This window comes from Micromonospora sp. NPDC049301, assembly GCF_040678715.1.
GTDB lineage: Bacteria > Actinomycetota > Actinomycetes > Mycobacteriales > Micromonosporaceae > Micromonospora.
The window spans coordinates 1-15,468 of record NZ_JBFAQO010000019.1; the positions used below are offsets into that span (position 1 = coordinate 1).

The 15,468-nt window shown below is 69.7% G+C and carries 17 protein-coding genes and 2 tRNA genes; 4 read left to right on the plus strand and 15 right to left on the minus strand.

What is annotated here, in order from left to right; genetic code table 11:
• Positions 1 to 550 precede the first annotated feature (550 nt).
• A complete protein-coding gene (locus AB0K07_RS30250; RefSeq protein ID WP_363760896.1) occupies positions 551 to 775 on the plus strand; it encodes a hypothetical protein in 225 nt (74 codons plus the stop codon).
• 4 nt (positions 776 to 779) lie between these two features.
• Here the strand turns inward: AB0K07_RS30250 and AB0K07_RS30255 are convergent, their stop codons facing one another.
• The 7 genes from AB0K07_RS30255 to AB0K07_RS30285 form a co-directional block, all read right to left on the minus strand.
• Positions 780 to 1,577, minus strand: coding sequence for a carbon-nitrogen hydrolase family protein (locus tag AB0K07_RS30255; RefSeq protein ID WP_363760899.1), 798 nt, complete (start codon positions 1,575 to 1,577; stop codon positions 780 to 782).
• 38 nt (positions 1,578 to 1,615) lie between these two features.
• A complete protein-coding gene (locus tag AB0K07_RS30260) occupies positions 1,616 to 1,738 on the minus strand; it encodes a hypothetical protein (protein ID WP_363760902.1) in 123 nt (40 codons plus the stop codon).
• A 55-nt stretch (positions 1,739 to 1,793) separates the two neighbouring features.
• Complete coding sequence (clpX, locus tag AB0K07_RS30265; protein WP_074313784.1) at positions 1,794 to 3,089, minus strand: ATP-dependent Clp protease ATP-binding subunit ClpX; 1,296 nt, start codon at positions 3,087 to 3,089, stop codon at positions 1,794 to 1,796.
• A 212-nt stretch (positions 3,090 to 3,301) separates the two neighbouring features.
• Positions 3,302 to 3,964, minus strand: coding sequence for an ATP-dependent Clp protease proteolytic subunit (locus AB0K07_RS30270; protein ID WP_088960729.1), 663 nt, complete (start codon positions 3,962 to 3,964; stop codon positions 3,302 to 3,304).
• A 10-nt stretch (positions 3,965 to 3,974) separates the two neighbouring features.
• Complete coding sequence (locus tag AB0K07_RS30275) at positions 3,975 to 4,616, minus strand: ATP-dependent Clp protease proteolytic subunit (RefSeq protein ID WP_363760907.1); 642 nt, start codon at positions 4,614 to 4,616, stop codon at positions 3,975 to 3,977.
• A gap of 220 nt (positions 4,617 to 4,836) precedes the next feature.
• The gene (gene tig / locus AB0K07_RS30280) at positions 4,837 to 6,183 is read right to left on the minus strand and encodes a trigger factor (RefSeq protein ID WP_363760910.1); all 1,347 of its coding nucleotides are present in this window, start codon (positions 6,181 to 6,183) and stop codon (positions 4,837 to 4,839) included.
• 138 nt (positions 6,184 to 6,321) lie between these two features.
• Positions 6,322 to 6,395, minus strand: a tRNA-Pro gene (locus tag AB0K07_RS30285).
• A gap of 297 nt (positions 6,396 to 6,692) precedes the next feature.
• On the opposite strand from AB0K07_RS30285, the gene AB0K07_RS30290 reads away from it, so the two are divergent.
• A tRNA-Gly gene (locus tag AB0K07_RS30290) sits at positions 6,693 to 6,766 on the plus strand.
• A gap of 91 nt (positions 6,767 to 6,857) precedes the next feature.
• On the opposite strand, the gene AB0K07_RS30295 is transcribed toward AB0K07_RS30290, so the two are convergent.
• The 8 genes from AB0K07_RS30295 to AB0K07_RS30330 form a co-directional block, all read right to left on the minus strand.
• On the minus strand, positions 6,858 to 7,979 hold the full coding sequence (locus AB0K07_RS30295; RefSeq protein ID WP_363760913.1) for a tyrosine-type recombinase/integrase: 1,122 nt from the start codon (positions 7,977 to 7,979) through the stop codon (positions 6,858 to 6,860).
• Positions 7,979 to 8,197 (minus strand): helix-turn-helix domain-containing protein, encoded by a 219-nt coding sequence (locus tag AB0K07_RS30300; RefSeq protein WP_334465661.1) that lies wholly within the window; start codon positions 8,195 to 8,197, stop codon positions 7,979 to 7,981. The genes AB0K07_RS30295 and AB0K07_RS30300 overlap by 1 nt, the downstream gene beginning before the upstream one ends.
• Complete coding sequence (locus AB0K07_RS30305) at positions 8,187 to 9,926, minus strand: replication initiator (protein WP_363760917.1); 1,740 nt, start codon at positions 9,924 to 9,926, stop codon at positions 8,187 to 8,189. Before AB0K07_RS30305 ends, AB0K07_RS30300 begins: the two co-directional genes overlap by 11 nt.
• Positions 9,923 to 10,567: a GGDEF domain-containing protein gene (locus AB0K07_RS30310; protein ID WP_363760920.1), complete on the minus strand. Its 645-nt coding sequence runs from the start codon at positions 10,565 to 10,567 to the stop codon at positions 9,923 to 9,925. The genes AB0K07_RS30305 and AB0K07_RS30310 overlap by 4 nt, the downstream gene beginning before the upstream one ends.
• On the minus strand, positions 10,564 to 11,178 hold the full coding sequence (locus AB0K07_RS30315) for a DUF2637 domain-containing protein (protein WP_363760923.1): 615 nt from the start codon (positions 11,176 to 11,178) through the stop codon (positions 10,564 to 10,566). The genes AB0K07_RS30310 and AB0K07_RS30315 overlap by 4 nt, the downstream gene beginning before the upstream one ends.
• On the minus strand, positions 11,175 to 12,605 hold the full coding sequence (locus AB0K07_RS30320) for an FtsK/SpoIIIE domain-containing protein (protein WP_363760926.1): 1,431 nt from the start codon (positions 12,603 to 12,605) through the stop codon (positions 11,175 to 11,177). The genes AB0K07_RS30315 and AB0K07_RS30320 overlap by 4 nt, the downstream gene beginning before the upstream one ends.
• Positions 12,606 to 12,608: 3 nt before the next feature.
• The gene (locus tag AB0K07_RS30325; protein WP_363760929.1) at positions 12,609 to 13,055 is read right to left on the minus strand and encodes a hypothetical protein; all 447 of its coding nucleotides are present in this window, start codon (positions 13,053 to 13,055) and stop codon (positions 12,609 to 12,611) included.
• Positions 13,056 to 13,144: 89 nt separating this feature from the next.
• Complete coding sequence (locus AB0K07_RS30330; protein WP_363760932.1) at positions 13,145 to 13,570, minus strand: hypothetical protein; 426 nt, start codon at positions 13,568 to 13,570, stop codon at positions 13,145 to 13,147.
• A 162-nt stretch (positions 13,571 to 13,732) separates the two neighbouring features.
• On the opposite strand from AB0K07_RS30330, the gene AB0K07_RS30335 reads away from it, so the two are divergent.
• Both AB0K07_RS30335 and AB0K07_RS30340 read left to right on the plus strand, forming a co-directional pair.
• Positions 13,733 to 14,599, plus strand: a complete 867-nt coding sequence (locus AB0K07_RS30335; protein ID WP_363760935.1) for a winged helix-turn-helix domain-containing protein — start codon at positions 13,733 to 13,735, stop codon at positions 14,597 to 14,599.
• Positions 14,596 to 15,306 carry an HAD family phosphatase gene (locus tag AB0K07_RS30340; RefSeq protein WP_363760938.1) on the plus strand — a complete coding sequence of 237 codons (711 nt, stop codon included), beginning with the start codon at positions 14,596 to 14,598 and terminating at the stop codon, positions 15,304 to 15,306. The genes AB0K07_RS30335 and AB0K07_RS30340 overlap by 4 nt, the downstream gene beginning before the upstream one ends.
• Positions 15,307 to 15,468 lie beyond the last annotated feature (162 nt).

Genomic DNA, 15,468 nt, shown 5'->3' on the forward strand with positions numbered 1-15,468 from the left:
GTATAAATCATAATTGGCACTGGCTTATCAAGCACCCTGTTGAGTTCTCAAAGAACAACCACACACCGATCAAAAGCCCCACACCGTGAGGCCCCGTTTCGGGGCAACCGCTAAAACTTACTTGGTCGAACTTTCGTTGTCAACCTCGTATCCGAGGTGATCAAGCTTGGTTCGTCCGGACCCACGATGACGCACGCCGTACCCGGCGGTCGTTACTGTCGTGGGAAACCGCAGACCGGCCGATCGCCGCTTCGCGGCTCTCCGCCCGGCTCCTGCCGGCTTCAGAACTCTACCCGGTCGGCTTCGCGTCCGCAACCCCGTGTTCGAGGTGTTCCGCACCGCCCGATCCTCAGTCTCGCTCGGCGTTCCCGCCACGAGCCTGGCGCCCGTTCTCGGCCGGTTTGTCCGGCCTCCCCCGTGCAGAGAGAAAGTTACGCGGACGGCCCGGAGAAGGCAAATCAGGGTTCATCACTGCTTCGGCCGGCGGCAGGGACAGCGGTCCCCGCGTAGCCCGCGACGGGAGGCGTACCGGCGTGCCAGAGTGTCAAGCATGGATGAGTCCGGGCCCGGCGTCACGGTGCACGCCGAGGAGGCGCTGCTCGGCCTCCTCCTGCCGTTCTGGCAGGTGGTGATCGGCGCGGTCGTGCTGGTCGTCCTGGTGCTCTCGGTGGGGCGGCTGGCCCGGCGGGGCCGATCCCGGATGACCACCGCCCTGCTGGTGACCGCCGCGGTCATCGCGGGCTTCACGGCGATCGGCGTCCTGCTGCAGGGTTGAGCGCTCAGAGCCGGCGGTTGGCCAGGCTGGGCAGCTCGGCCCGGATCTGAGCGAGCCGGTCGAGGTCCAGGTCGGCGACGGACACTCCCGGGCCGTCCGGCAGCTGGGCGAGGATCGTCCCCCACGGGTCGACCACCATGCTCCGCCCGAAACAGGTGCGGCCGGGCTCGTGGTCGCCGGTCTGGCCGGCCGCCGCGACGAAGCACTGGTTCTCGATGGCCCGTGCCCGCAGCAGGACCTCCCAGTGGTCCCGCCCCGTGTGCATCATGAACGCCGCCGGGACCACCAGCAGCTGGGCGCCGCCCTCGGTGGCGAGCCGCCGGTACAGCTCGGGGAAGCGCAGGTCGTAGCAGATCGACAGGCCCACCCGGAGCCCTTCGACGTCGACCACCACCGGTTGGGTGCCGGCGGCGACGCTGGCCGACTCCAGGTAGGAGACACGGCCGGGAATCTCCACGTCGTACAGATGGATCTTGCGGTAGCTCGCGGCGAGGCTGCCGGACCGGTCGAAGACCAGCGACGTGTTCCAGGTGCGCTCCGGGTCGGGGCCGACCTCGTGGAACGACCCGGCCACCACCCAGATGCCGAGTCGCCGGGCGACCCCGGCGAAGAAGCTGCCCACCTCGCCGTCCACCGGTTCCGGCTCGGGCAACCCGGCGGCGGGGCCGAGGTAGTCGACGTACTCCGGCAGGACGACGAGGTCCGCGCCGCCGGCGGCGGCACGTTCCAACAGGACCTCCGCGGCCGCCAGGTTGGCCTTGCGGTCGTCCCGGGCGTTCAGCTGGCAGACGGCGACGCGCATGGGCCCAGGGTACGACCGGAACGGCCACACGGGCAGCCTCAGATGCTGGAGAGCCCCAGAGCCCCCGCGGCGAAGCCGAGCCCGGCACCACCGCGGCGGTGATCCGGTGACCGGCGCCACCACGCCGTCATCCCGCCGGCGAGCGCCCGGTAGAGCAGCATGACCCGCTCGCGCCGGCCGCGTCAGGACTGAGCGGCCGGCGCGACGCGAGGACGGTCAGGCCGACTTCTCCTCGCGGTCCCGCCGGGCCCGACGGCCGGTGAACTCGCGGGGCACGATGGTCGGGTTGACGTTCTCCAGGACCACCTCACGGGTGATCAGCACCCGGGCGGCGTCGGGGTTGCTCGGCACCTCGTACATCGCGGAGAGGAGGACCTCCTCGATGATGGCCCGCAGGCCCCGGGCGCCCGTGCCCCGCAGCATCGCCTGGTCGGCGATCGCCTCCAGGGCCGGCTCGTCGAACTCCAGCTCGACCCCGTCCAGCTCGAAGAGGCGCTGGTACTGCCGAACCAGGGCGTTGCGCGGCTCGGTGAGGATCCGCACGAGGGCACTGCGGTCCAGGCTGCGCACGTTGGTGATCACCGGCAGCCGGCCGACGAACTCGGGGATCAGCCCGAACTTGAGCATGTCCTCCGGCATGACCTGGCTGAAGATGTCATCGGTCGACCGATCGGACACCGACCGGAGCCGGGCACCGAAGCCGGTGCCGCCCTGCCCCGTGCGGGACTCGATGATCTGATCCAGACCGGCGAAGGCGCCACCGCAGATGAACAGCACGTTGGTGGTGTCGATCTGGATGAACTCCTGGTGCGGGTGCTTGCGCCCGCCCTGCGGCGGCACGTTGGCCACCGTGCCTTCCAGCATCTTGAGCAGGGCCTGCTGCACACCCTCGCCGGAGACGTCCCGCGTGATCGACGGGTTCTCCGACTTACGGGCGATCTTGTCGACCTCGTCGATGTAGATGATGCCGGTCTCGGCGCGCTTGATGTCGTAGTCCGCGGCCTGGATCAGCTTGAGGAGGATGTTCTCCACGTCCTCGCCGACGTAGCCCGCCTCGGTCAGCGCGGTGGCGTCGGCGATCGCGAACGGGACGTTCAACATCCGGGCCAGCGTCTGCGCCAGGTGGGTCTTGCCGCACCCGGTCGGGCCGAGCAGCAGGATGTTGGACTTGGCCAGCTCGACGGCGTCACTGCCGGAGCCCGGCGCGCCGGCCGCCTCGGCCTGGATCCGCTTGTAGTGGTTGTAGACCGCTACGGCGAGCGCCTTCTTGGCCTGATCCTGCCCGACGACGTAGTTGTCGAGGAACTGGCAGATCTCCATCGGCTTGGGAAGCTCTTCCCACTTCACCTCGCCGGACTCGGCCAGCTCCTCTTCGATGATCTCGTTGCAGAGATCGATGCACTCGTCGCAGATGTAGACCCCGGGGCCCGCGATGAGCTTCTTCACCTGCTTCTGCGACTTGCCGCAGAAGGAGCATTTCAGTAGGTCGCCGCCGTCACCGATCCGTGCCACCTACGTTCTCCCTGCACTCATCGGCCGGAGACCCGGCCCTGACCCTGCGGACGCTGCGCGCCGTCCGGCTCCGTTCACCCCGCCGGGCCCAACCGGCGAAGCGGTACGGACCCGACGTTACCCGCTGACGGGGCATTCTCCGACCCCCAAAACGGGTGTGTCAGAGGTCGGCCGGGAACGGACGCCCCGGCCAACCTCTGACCCGGTACTGCTCAGCTGGCGGCGTTGGCCGCCAGCAGGCCCTTCTTGCGGCTGGTCAGGATCGTGTCGACCAGCCCGTACTCCTTGGCCTCCTCGGCCGTCATGATCTTGTCCCGGTCGATGTCCTTGCGGACCTGCTCGATCGGGCGGTTGCAGTGGCGGGACAGCATGTCCTCCAGCTGCGTCCGCATCCGCAGGATCTCCCGGGCCTGGATCTCGATGTCCGAGCCCTGCCCGTAGCCGCCCTCGGTGGCCGGCTGGTGGATGATGATCCGCGAGTTCGGCAGCGCCATCCGCTTACCCGGGGTGCCGGCCGACAGCAGGACCGCCGCCGCGCTGGCCGCCTGACCCAGGCAGACGGTGGAGATGTCCGGACGGACGTACTGCATGGTGTCGTAGATCGCCGTCATCGCGGTGAACGAGCCACCCGGCGAGTTGATGTACATGATGATGTCACGGTCCGGGTCGGTGCCCTCGAGCGTCAGCAGCTGGGCCATCACGTCGTTGGCCGACGCGTCGTCCACCTGGACGCCGAGGAAGATGATCCGGTCCTCGAAGAGCTTGTTGTACGGGTTCGACTCCTTGACCCCGTACGACGTGCGCTCGACGAACGACGGCAGCACGTAACGGTTGTGCACGGCCGCGAACTGGGGCGGCAAGCTCAGATCGGTCATCGTCAGCTCCTCAGCTCAGGGTCCCGGCGCCATCCGGAACCTGAGCGGCCCCGATGATCACCTTGTCGATGAAGCCGTAGTCCATGGCCTCCTGGGCGGTGAACCAACGGTCCCGGTCCGAGTCCGCCTCGATCTGCCCCTGGCTCTGGCCGGTGTGGTGCGCGACCCGCTCCTGGAACATCCGCTTCGTGTAGAGCATCTGCTCTGCCTGGATGGCGATGTCGGACGCCGTACCGCCCAGACCACCGGACGGCTGGTGCATCATGATCCGGGCGTGCGGCAGGGCGTACCGCTTGCCCTTGGTGCCCGCGCAGAGCAGCAGCTGACCCATCGAGGCAGCCATGCCCATCGCCACGGTCGACACGTCGTTGTCGATGAACTGCATGGTGTCGTAGATCGCCATGCCGGAGTAGACCGAGCCACCCGGCGAGTTGATCCACAGGTTGATGTCGCGGTCCGGGTCCTCCGCGGCGAGCAGCAGCAGCTGCGCGCAGATGCGGTTGGCGACCTGGTCGGTCACCTCACTGCCCAGGAAGATGATGCGCTCCTTGAGCAACCGGTTGTAGACCGAGTCGTCGAGGTTGCCAATGGAGTCGCCACCGCGCGCGTCAATCGCCCGGAGCGACTTCTTGGGGATGTGCATGTCGGTCATGGCAGCCCTTCGCTCTCCGTACCGTCTTTCCCGACACTAACCGCTGTGCGGGGCGGCAGAGTCCCGGTCGGGGCACTGTTCGCTCTCAGCGCAGCTGCGTCGGGCGTACCCGCGGCGCGGGCTTCCGGGCGTACCCGACGACGCTGGTCGCCGGGCGTACCCGGAAAAGGATGTGGCCGCCGTCCACCGCACAGCGACGGACGGCGGCCGCACCCGACGATCAGTGGTCGTGGTTGTGCTCCGCCTCGTTGGCGGCGCGCAGCGCGTCCAGGGTGACCTCGTTGCCGGCCGAGTCCTTGATCGTGATCCGCTCCATGACGGCCGCGAGCGCCTTGCCCCGCCGCACGTCACCGAAGACCGCGCCGGCCGCGCCGGAGCGCACCAGCTGGTCGTAGTACTGCTGCGGGGCCATCCCGGCCCGCTGCGCCCGGTGCACGATCTCGTGGCCGAACTCGTCGTCGGAGACCTGCACGTCCTCGGCGTCGGCCAGGGTGTCCAGCAGCAGCTGCACCTTGACGCCCTCGGTCGCCGCCTCGGTCAGCTCGGCGTCGATCTGCTCCTCGGTCTTCTCCTCGGCGGCGAGGTACTCCTCCAGGGAGGCGCCGATCCGCTCCAGCTGGTCGACCATCGCCTGCTTGCGGCTGGCCACCTCCTCGCGGACGACACCCTCCGGCGCCGGCACGTCGGCGGCCTCGACCAGCTGCGCCAGGGCCTTGTCCCGAGCCGCGTAGATCTGCTCGACCTGCTTACCCTGGGTGACCCGCGCGCGCAGGTCGCCGCGGAGCTCCTCCATCGTGTCGAACTCGCTCGCCATCTGGGCGAACTCGTCGTTCAGCTCCGGCAGCTCCTTCTCCTTGACCGTGCGCACGGTCACCGCCACCTCGGCGTCCCGGCCGGCGAAGTCGCCGCCGACGAGCTGGGTGATGAAGGTGGTGCTCTCGCCGGCGGCGAGGCCGACCACGGCCTCGTCGAGGCCCGGGAGGAGCTGCTTGCTGCCCACCTCGTGGGAGATGTTGCTCGCCTGGCCGCCCGGCACGTCCTCGCCGTCGACGGTCGCGTTCAGGTCGATCTGGACGTAGTCGCCCTCGGCGGCGGCCCGCTCGACGGTCTTGAGGGTGGCGAACCGCTCGCGCAGGTTCTTCACCTGCTCGTCGATCTCGCTCTCGTCGATCTGCAGCTCGTCGACGGTCACCTCGATGGTCGACGCGTCCGGCAGGGTGATCTCCGGACGGACGTCCATCTCGGCGGTGAAGTTCAGCGAGTCACCGTCGTTGAACTCGGTGATCTCGACCTCGGGACGCCCCAGCGTCTTCAGGTCGTGCTCGCGTACCGCGGCGAGGATGTTGTCCGGGATGGCGTCCTGGACCGCCTCGTTGAGGACGGTGCCACGGCCCACCCGCTGGTCGATCACCGCGGTCGGCACCTTGCCCCGGCGGAAGCCGGGAACCTGGACCTGCGAACCGATCTCCCGGTACGCCTTCTTGAGGCTCGGCTCGAGCTCGACGAACGGCACCTCGATGGCGAGCCGCACGCGCGTCGGGCTCAGAGTCTCGACGGTGCTCTTCACAGGCGTACTCCTTGACGGATCTCAGTTGAGTCTGGGCGTGATTCAGCCCATCGAGTGTAGGTGAGTCGGCCTGACGCTCCGGCAGCGCCCGGGCACCGCACTGGGCGGCGCCCTGGACGGCCCGGCCGCGGACGACAGTCGGGGTGGCGGGATTTGAACCCACGGCCCCTCGCTCCCAAAGCGAGTGCGCTACCAAGCTGCGCCACACCCCGTGGCGACGTGCAGTCTATGCCGTCGGCAGGCCCGGGACGTGCCGGGGCCACCTCTCACCCGGACACATTCCCCGAAACCCTCCTTCCGCGCCAGCGTCCCCGTGCCGTGGGCGCAAGATCCGCGCACCTTCAGGGAAAGTGGTGCCTCCTGGCGCGGCTGAGGCCACTACATCCCTGAAGTTGCGCGGATCTTGGCGGGGCGCGACGCGGCGCGGGGAGGGCGGGCGGTGGCGCGCTGCGCGGGCGGCACGGGCATTGGGTACGCTGTCGGCTGCGTCCCGCTGTGGCGGGATGCGCGCGGGCGTAGCTCAATGGCAGAGCTTCAGTCTTCCAAACTGACGGTGCGGGTTCGATTCCCGTCGCCCGCTCCACCCACGAAGGCCCAGGCAGACCGCGTGATCGCGGCACCTGGGCCGTTCGCTTCTCCCCCACTCTGGATCTTGCGTGCCATCCGCGTGCCATTCACGGCCGGCGGCGGCCACTTCCGGCGATACGGCGGTCCATCGCCTGGGCGATCTCGCGGTCCCGCTCGCTGGTGGCGTGTTGATAGATCAGGGCCGCCCGCATGGTCGCGTGTCCCAGGCGGTGCATCAGCTCTCGCGTACTGGCCCCGGACGCGGCGGCGAGAGTGTTGCCGGTATGGCGCAGGTCGTGAAAGTGAAAGCCAGCCAGGCCCACCGAATCGACCGTCTTGGTCCATTTGACGGCCCGCCCAAAGTTGCCGGAACGCAGCGGCGCACCCTTCGCACCGGTGAAGATCAGCGCGTCGGGGGCGTCCTCGACATGCTCGGCCAGGTGCTCGCGCAGGGACTCAACCGCAGCTGTTGGCAGCGCGACAACACGGACCCCGGCCGCGGACTTGGGCGGCCCGAATTCCAGACGGTCCTTCAACGCCGCCAGCTTGCGAGGCACCCGCACCGTTGCTGCGTCCAGGTCGACATCGCAGCGACGCAGGGCAGCCAGCTCTCCCCATCGCAGACCCGAGAGCGCGGCGACGATGATCAGCGCGGCGAAGCGGGCCGGCATGGCCTCGGCCAGGGCGTAGACCTGAGCGATCGTCGCGGTGGGCCGCTCCGGGGTGTGGTACCGGTCGTAGCCCTTAATCCGGCACGGGTTCTGCCGAAGGATCTCGTCCTCTCGCACAGCCGTGTTGAGGATCGCCCGGAGCAGGCAGTACGCCTTGACCGCCTGCGGCTCCGGAGTCCCGCCGCTGAGCAGCTTGCCGCGCCAGCTCCGGATGGTGGCCGGCTTGATGGCGGCCAGGGCGAGGTAGCCCAGGTGCGGTCTGATGTGCAGGGCGAACAGGTACTCGTAGAGCTGGCGGGTACGCGGGGCGAGACGCCGCTCCCTGATCCAGCGGTCCCCGTAGTCCGACAGCAGGATCTCCCCCGCCTCCGGAGGCACCCACTCCCCCCGCAGGATCTCCGACTCCCTGACCGTGAGCCACTTCTCGGCCAGGCGCTCCGTGGCGAACGTCTGTGGAGCGGTCCGCATCACGCCGTCCGGGCCGAGATAGCGAGCCTGCCACCGGGCAGACGGCAGTTTGCGGACGTTGCCGAAACGCCGCCGACGCTTGGCGCCCATCAGGCCACCGCCCCAAACTGACGCCGAAGCTCCGCCCGCGAGGTCGGCACCACCCGGTTGGCCTCGATGTAGGCGGCCACCGCCGCAGGCTCGAACCGCACCAAGCGCCCGACCTTGACGTAGGCGATACGTCGCTCAGCCACCAGCCGACGGACAAAGCGAGGTGTGGCCCGAAGGCGAGCGGCCACCTCGCCGGGAGTCAGCAGATCATCCGTCACGTCCGGGCTCCTCTCGTTCTGGACGGCTTTGATCAGTTGCCGAAACATCGGGCGGTGGATGGGCGGCGGCCCGTCTCGCGGCATCGAGCTGCGCGCGCCACTGGATGCGTTCGGATATCGCGCGCAGGACCCGATGCCCGAGCGGGGCAAGGTCAGGGTCAGTCGGGCGAGCGAGTTCCCACGCGTGGCGTCGTTCGCCGTCGGCCTGTGCGGTGTCGGCGTCGGTGGTGACGCCAAGCAGCGCCTTGACCCACTCGCGCCGGTCGGCCCGATGATCGGTCAGCGTCTTGCCCGACCACTGGCGGGAGATGAGGACGCGGCGCCCACCGATGCCGAGGGTTTCCCGCTTGTGGACCTTGTTCTTGCAGTTCCCCGGCCGCAGGCCCTGCTTCGCCTTCTTGGGCTGCACGCCGTAGAGCAGCCAGTTGGCGCACCGCTCCGAACACGGCGTGTGCCGCAACTCCTGCCAGAGCCGTTCCAGGTGCGCGCGCTGCCGGCCGGTGGTCACCTGGTGGCAGTCGGCGGCCTGCTTGGTGAGGTACTTGGTGATGTAGCCGACGCACCGGTCAGCGTCCTTAGTGCCGGCAAGGACGCCCTTGGCATCAACCTGGGCACCGAAGCGGGCGACGTGCACGGGTTCGGCGTCGAGGTCGGCGTCGACCAGGTCCAGGGCGTCATCCCACGACGGCAGCAGTTCCCCCGTTGTGGGGTCGTTGTAGCCGGCGGCGTCGGCGTCCCACTGCGGCACGTTGCCCGGTTCGTAGACGAGCTGCTCGACGGACGGCCACCACACCTGGTGATACGTCGCGGCGGCGACCTGCCGGACGAGGGCGCGGGGGATGGTGCCCCGGATGGCGAAGTGCGCGTGCGGGGCAAGCCGGCGTTGCGGCTCGACGGCACCGGCGTACTGGACGTTCCAGCCGACCGCGCGGCGCAGGTTCTGCCAGAACCGATCGAGCAGTCGGGGGAAGTGCACGGCATCCCAGGCGGCCCGCCGGTAGTCGTAGGCGTCCGGGTCGACCGGCGTCCCGTCCGAGTGCACGCGGCCGTAGGAGCCGAGGGTGAGGGTGAGGAACATCGACGGCCGGAACACCTGCCCACCGCGACCCTCGAAGGTCCGCCCAACAGTCCGGTTCTCGACGGGCAGCCGAGGTAGGTCCGGGGCGTCCTGTCGCCGTTTGGTCGACCGGACCCGCCGCTTGCCGTCGCCGTCCTCCTGGTCGTCGCTGCCGTGGGGTGGGGCGGGGCGACCACGCATGCCCTCGGTGGTGATCTGACCTTCCAGTTCGGCGATCGCGTCGTCCAGGTCGGCTACCTGATCCCACTGCGAGACGCGCGCCGCTTCGTCGCGGGCGAACTCCAGGTGAGCGCGGGCGACGATCAGGCCGCGTTGCGCGTCGGTGGCGGGTTGCGGGCCGGGGTCGGGTTCGTCGTCGCGGTGCCATCCTTCGCGGATCTGCTGCTGGCGCAGCCGGCGGGCACGGGTGGCGCAGGCGGGGCACTTGGCCTCTTGGGTGGCGCCGCAGGGCATGTCGATGACTTCGGTCTGTCCGGAGTCGAGGTCGGTGCGGCGCAGGCTGACGGGGCGGGTGCAGACGCCGTAGTCGGCGGCCAGGTCCTTGACCACGTCGACGGAGCGGGGCATGAGCATCCGGGCGGCCCGGGAGCCCGGCCTCGGCTCCACCACGGGGGCGGGGGCGAGGCCGGGCAGCGTCGGGGCGAGCGTCATCGGCCGACCCCCAACGTCGGGGTGAGGTCGCGGACCCGCAGGACGGGGCGGGGGTCGGTGGTGGCGTGGTCGTCGCGCAGCGGATCGAACGCGATCACGCCGGTCCGGGTGGTCTTGGCCCGGTACATGGCCGCGTCAGCGTCAGCCAGGGCGGCGGCGAGGCCGGCCGGACTGGCGGGGGCCAGGCCGATGCTCGCGGTCACCGACACCGCCACCCCTGAGGGCAAACGGACCGGGGCGGCGATCGCGGCGGCCATCTGCCGGGCAGCCGCCGCCGGGCTCGGGTCCAGGAGCAGCGCGGCGAACTCGTCCCCACCGAGCCGGGCGGCCACGCCGTGGACGACGCGGAGGCGGGAGGCGACGGCGGTCAGGACCAGGTCCCCGGCGGCGTGGCCGTGGGTGTCGTTGACCGGCTTGAAGCCGTCCAGGTCGACCACCACCACCCACGGCCGCAGCGGCGCGAGCTGCTTCCAGCCGGCAGCGAGGCCAGCGCGGTTCGCCAAGCCCGTCAGCGGGTCGCGCAGGGTGGCGCGGTGTAGGGCGGCCAGTTCGTAGCGGGCGACGTAGAGCCGGTACTGATCCCACACGAGCAGGGCAAGGACGGCGACGAGAAGCAGGCCGGACAGGAGTGCGTCAATCATCGGGTCACCTCTCCCATCAGCGGGACACCATTGCGGCGAACGAAGGCAGCCGGCGGCACCGGAGCCAGCGGGGCGACCGGGGCCGGGCGGGCAGGCTCGGCCGGGACCAGGCCGACGGGCTCAGCCACGGCCGGCGCAGCGGCGGGGGCAGGAGCCGGTGCGGACTGCTCGACCGGCCCGGCCGGCGCAGCATCGGCGGCGGGGGTCGGGGTGGGAGCAGTGGACAGGACGAGCTTGGACAGGCCGATGAACGCCAGCGCGGGCACGGCGGACAGCAGCCACCCCGACAGGCCGGGCTTGGCGACGGCGAGCTGGGCGGCGAGGGAGAGTGCGACGGCGGCGATGAGCAGGAACATCGGGTAGCCGATCGGCCCGCCGCTGCGGCGTCGGCGGCGGATGGTGAGCAGGGCGGCGGCGGGGATGAGTTCGGAGATGACGGCGTTGGCCCAGCCGAACCACTCGCCGGTGCCGGCCGGGGAGTTGCCGAGGGTCCAGTCTTTGACGTGGGTGAACGACGCGGCCCCGGCGAAGGCGGCGACGATGAGGAGGATGACGACGAGGACCAGGGCGTCGATGCGGTCGGCGCGGGTGTTGGTGGGGTGGGGTTTCATGCGGCACCGTCCAGGATTTCGCCGTCGATGACGCGCAGCCGGCCGTAGGTCTGGGCCATGTCGCGGATCTCGTCGTCGGTCAGGTAGGAGAAGCGGACTCGCATCGGGGTGGGGTCACCGTCGATGACGACGAACCCGACACCGGGCAGGGACTGCGGGATGCGGTCACACAGCGCCCCGCGATCGCGCATCCCCTCGCCCAGCACGAGGTCGACCTGGGCGGCTTCCGCGAGTCGCAGGCCGATGCGGGTGGGGAAGAGGTCCCGGAACGGCAGGACTTCCTTGCGGGGGTCCTGGATCGCGGCGACCACGTGCACGCCGACCGCGCGACCCTGGGACAGCAGGATCGAGAGTGCGGCTTTGATGCGGTCCTTGAGTTGCCGGTCGGTGAGGTAGGCGGTCAGGTTCGCCAGCTCATCGATGACCAGGACGATCAGCGGCTCATCCGGGGTCGGGGTGTGCTGGCGGGTGCGGCCGTAGAGCTTCCCGGCGCGGTCCTTGGCAACGGTGGCGGCTTCCTCGATCAGCTCACACATCGCGGCGTAGTCCTTGCGGGCGAACCGGGTGAACATCGGCGCACCCATGCCGAGTTCCATGCCGCCTTTCGGGTCCAGGCCCCAGATCTGCACGAGCCCGGAGGTGACACCGGCGGCGAGGGAGCGGACCACGGACCAGATGACCGAGCCCTTGCCCGACCCGGTGGCGCCGACCACGAGGACCTGCGTGCCGAACAGGCGCAGCTCGTAGCCGTCACCGTCCTCGCGCTTGCCCACCGGCAGGGCGGTGAACTCGGGAACCGCAGGCACCGGCAACGGCCGGACGAGCTTGGCGAGGGGGTCACCGCGGAACAAGTGCAGCAGCACCACATCCGGGCGCGGACCCGGCGCGGCCTTGACCTGCCGGACACCGAACGTGTGCGCCAGGCGTTCGGCCACGCGGGCGAAGTCGTCGGGGATCTGCCCGGTCACCATCCGCACGACCACCACGTCGACACCACCGCCGCAGCGCACCCGACGCAACACCGGCAGGACGGTGTGCCCGTCGAAGGACACGGCGAGCTTTGCGGTCACCATCGCCGCCATCCACTTGCGGCGGTAGAGCATCCGGCGGTAGCAGGACAGGACCGGCCACCACCCGAACCGCAGGAACGACTGCCGATGCCCGCACGCCCAGCCGGCGGCGACCGAGGCGACCAGGGTGACGAACCCGACCGGACCGGCCCAGCCGAACCGTCCGTAGAGCCAGGCGAAGAACACCGCCGGGACGGTGACGTACCAGAACCGCACCACCACGAACACCAACCGGGCCAACGCCTTGAGCGTCCACCAGGTCAGCGCCACCCACGTCGGAATGCGGATGAACGGGGTCCGCACGTTGATCGGAGCGGAGTCGATCCGCTCACCCCGGATCACGTTGACCAGCGGCATGGCTCAGCCCTCCCCGGCGGCAGCGGCGAACAGGGCGGTCTGCCCCGGCGTACCGGGGTGACGGCGCACCACCCGACGACGCACCGGCATCCGGGTCGGCAGTAGCGCGGCCAGGTCCACCGGTCCGGATTCCGGGGAGGGGACGTGGCGGGTCATGGTCGGCAGCCACCGGCCCCGACCGAGGACCGCGCGCAGGTCGACGCGGTCGGAGACGTGCGGGGCGATCAGGTCCGGGTCGAGGTGGCGCAGCTTTACCACCGTCCGCGCCAGCGCAGCGGCAGCGGCGGCGATCTCCACCAGCGCGGCCACGCGGACGGCGTCGGCGGGGACGGTGGTGTAGACCTCGCGGGCGGCCCGGATACCGGGGCCAGCGAGGCGCATCACGGTGCGGCGGTGCGGGGCGGGGCGCGGGTTCCCGGCGATGCGGGCAGCGTCAGCTAGCGTGGGCATCAGCCCAGCTCCTTCCAGGGAGATGAGGGTCAGGCGCGGGGCGGGAGTTGTCTTGGCGGGCGAGTCCCACCCCGCGCATCCAGATCTGGTCAGGCCGCCTGCTTCACAGCGGCGGGTTCGGTCATGGCCCCGGCGCGGATCGACCACGCCTGACGCGCCCGGCACTTCCCCGAGCCCTTGCACCGCTGCGAGTCCACGTACGGCGTCAGGGTCACGTCGGAGAACTGCACCGCCGGCGGGTAACCCGGGATCTTCGACGCCGGCGGCACCGGCTGCACCGGGGCGGCGATCTTCACCTTGACCTCCTTCGACCCGCCGAACTTGCCGGCCTCCGGGTCCAGGTCCAGCACCTTGACCACCCACAGGCGCTCGCCCGTGTCCTTGTCGCGGGCCTGGTCATCGCCCTGACCGCGCTTGTCGAAGTCCGTCACCGGCTCCACACCCAGGCACAGCGCACCCTGCGGGAAGACGTAATCGAACGGAACCGGAACCTTGATCGTGTTCGGGACAGCCATTGCTCTACCTCCAGCTCTTGCCCGCCGGCACTTCACCGGTCTCGGGATGCGACTTGGCTAGCCAAATCGCGTAAGACTCAAGGTAGGCCAGCCTGGCTAGCCAGGTCAAGAGTTGGACGCCGATTGGTCTAGCTTGGCTAGTCAGCAGCTACTCTGACCTGCATGACCAGCGAGCTGGAAAACCTGGCCGGGCTAGACCCGGACGATCCCAGGCCCCCGTCGCAGCAGATCGCCAACGTTCTGCGAGCTGCGATTCGTACCCGCAAGTTCGAGCCAGGCGAGCGACTGCCGTCGCAGAACGACCTAGCCGAGCGCTACAACGTCGCCCGAGAGACGGTCAAAACGGCGCTGCGCATCCTGCGCGACGAGCGCCTGATCGTCACCCGTCAGGGCAGCGGCGCATTCGTCCGCGCACAAACCGAGCGTCCGGTGGGACTGCGGCCCCACGTCGAGGCGGCCTTCGAGCGCGCCCAGGTCACGATCGAATTCGCCGGCTTCTCCGGTGAGACCCTCCACGGAGTGCTGACCGAGCCGCTCGACAAGATCCGTGCCGGGCTACTGACGCCCGAGTCCGTTACCGTTCGCATCCTGCTCCCAGACACGGGAGAGCCCATGGCCCTGCCTTGCCTGGCCGAGACGCAGGCCGACGATCCCGGCGTACGCGAGCGCGCCGAGCGGATCACCCGCCGGCATACGGACGCGATTGTCGAGGCGGTGCGCGAACTCGGAGAGCTTGGCTTGGTCAAGGACGCCGTAGCAGAGGTGCGCGTGCATCGCGCAGCGCCGCTGTTCAAGCTCTACATCCTCAACGGCGAGGAAGCCTTCTTCGGCTTCTACCCGGTGGTAGAGCACACTGTCATGATCAAAGGCCAGCCCACGGCGATCTACGACCCGATGGGCAAGGACGCCATCCTCTTTCACCGGGCCGTCAGCGACGACGAGGCTTCCGATGCGTCCCAGTACGTCGACCAGGCCCGGACCTGGTTCGACTCCATGTGGTCAACCATCGCGCACGACTACACGCCATGAACCCGCGATACAGCCTCGCCCAGGTCCTCAACGACACCGGGCCGATCCTGCTCGACTTCGACGGACCAGTCTGCGCCGTCTTCGCCACCCTCGCGGACTCCACCGTCGCGGCCGAGCTGCGCCGCGTCATCGAGAAGCACGACGTCGAGATACCGGCGCATGTCCGAGGCACCGACGATCCGCTCGAAGTGCTCCGCTTCACCGCGACCACCGGCACGCCATCGTTAGTCGTACGAGTGGAGAACGCGTTGTGCCGAGCCGAGCTGGCTGCGGTCGACGGCGCCACACCGACGCCCTACGCGAGGGAGGTCATCGTTGCTGCCCATGAGGCCGGGCGCCCAATCGCCATCGTCAGCAACAACTCAGCCCCCGCTATCGAGCGTTACCTGATCTCTCACCGACTCGCCCGGTACATCACGACCACGGTTGGCCGAGCACACGCCGACCCAAGTCTCATGAAGCCGAACCCGGCACCAATCCGCCGCGCTGCCCTGGCGGTTGATGCCCATCCGACCAGGTGTGTCCTCGTAGGCGACTCCACCTCTGACATCGAAGGCGGACGGGCGGCCCATGTTCGCACGATCGGGTTCGCCAACAAGCCCGGCAAGCGCGCTCGCCTGTTGAGGGCGGGAGCGGACGCCATCACCGAAGGCACGGACGGCATGGCCGAGCTGGCCAAGGCACTACATCACGAACTGCCGAATTAGCCTCTTAAGGATCAAGGCGGCCCGCAAGCGGGCCGCGCCGGCCCGGCCCCGGCCTGCTGGCGACCTTCCGTCGACCCCCGCCATCACCAACTCCACCGCCTCGGCGATCGAGGCATCGGTGACTGTCGCCCGGAACGACTCCGGCAGAATCTCCGGCCTCAG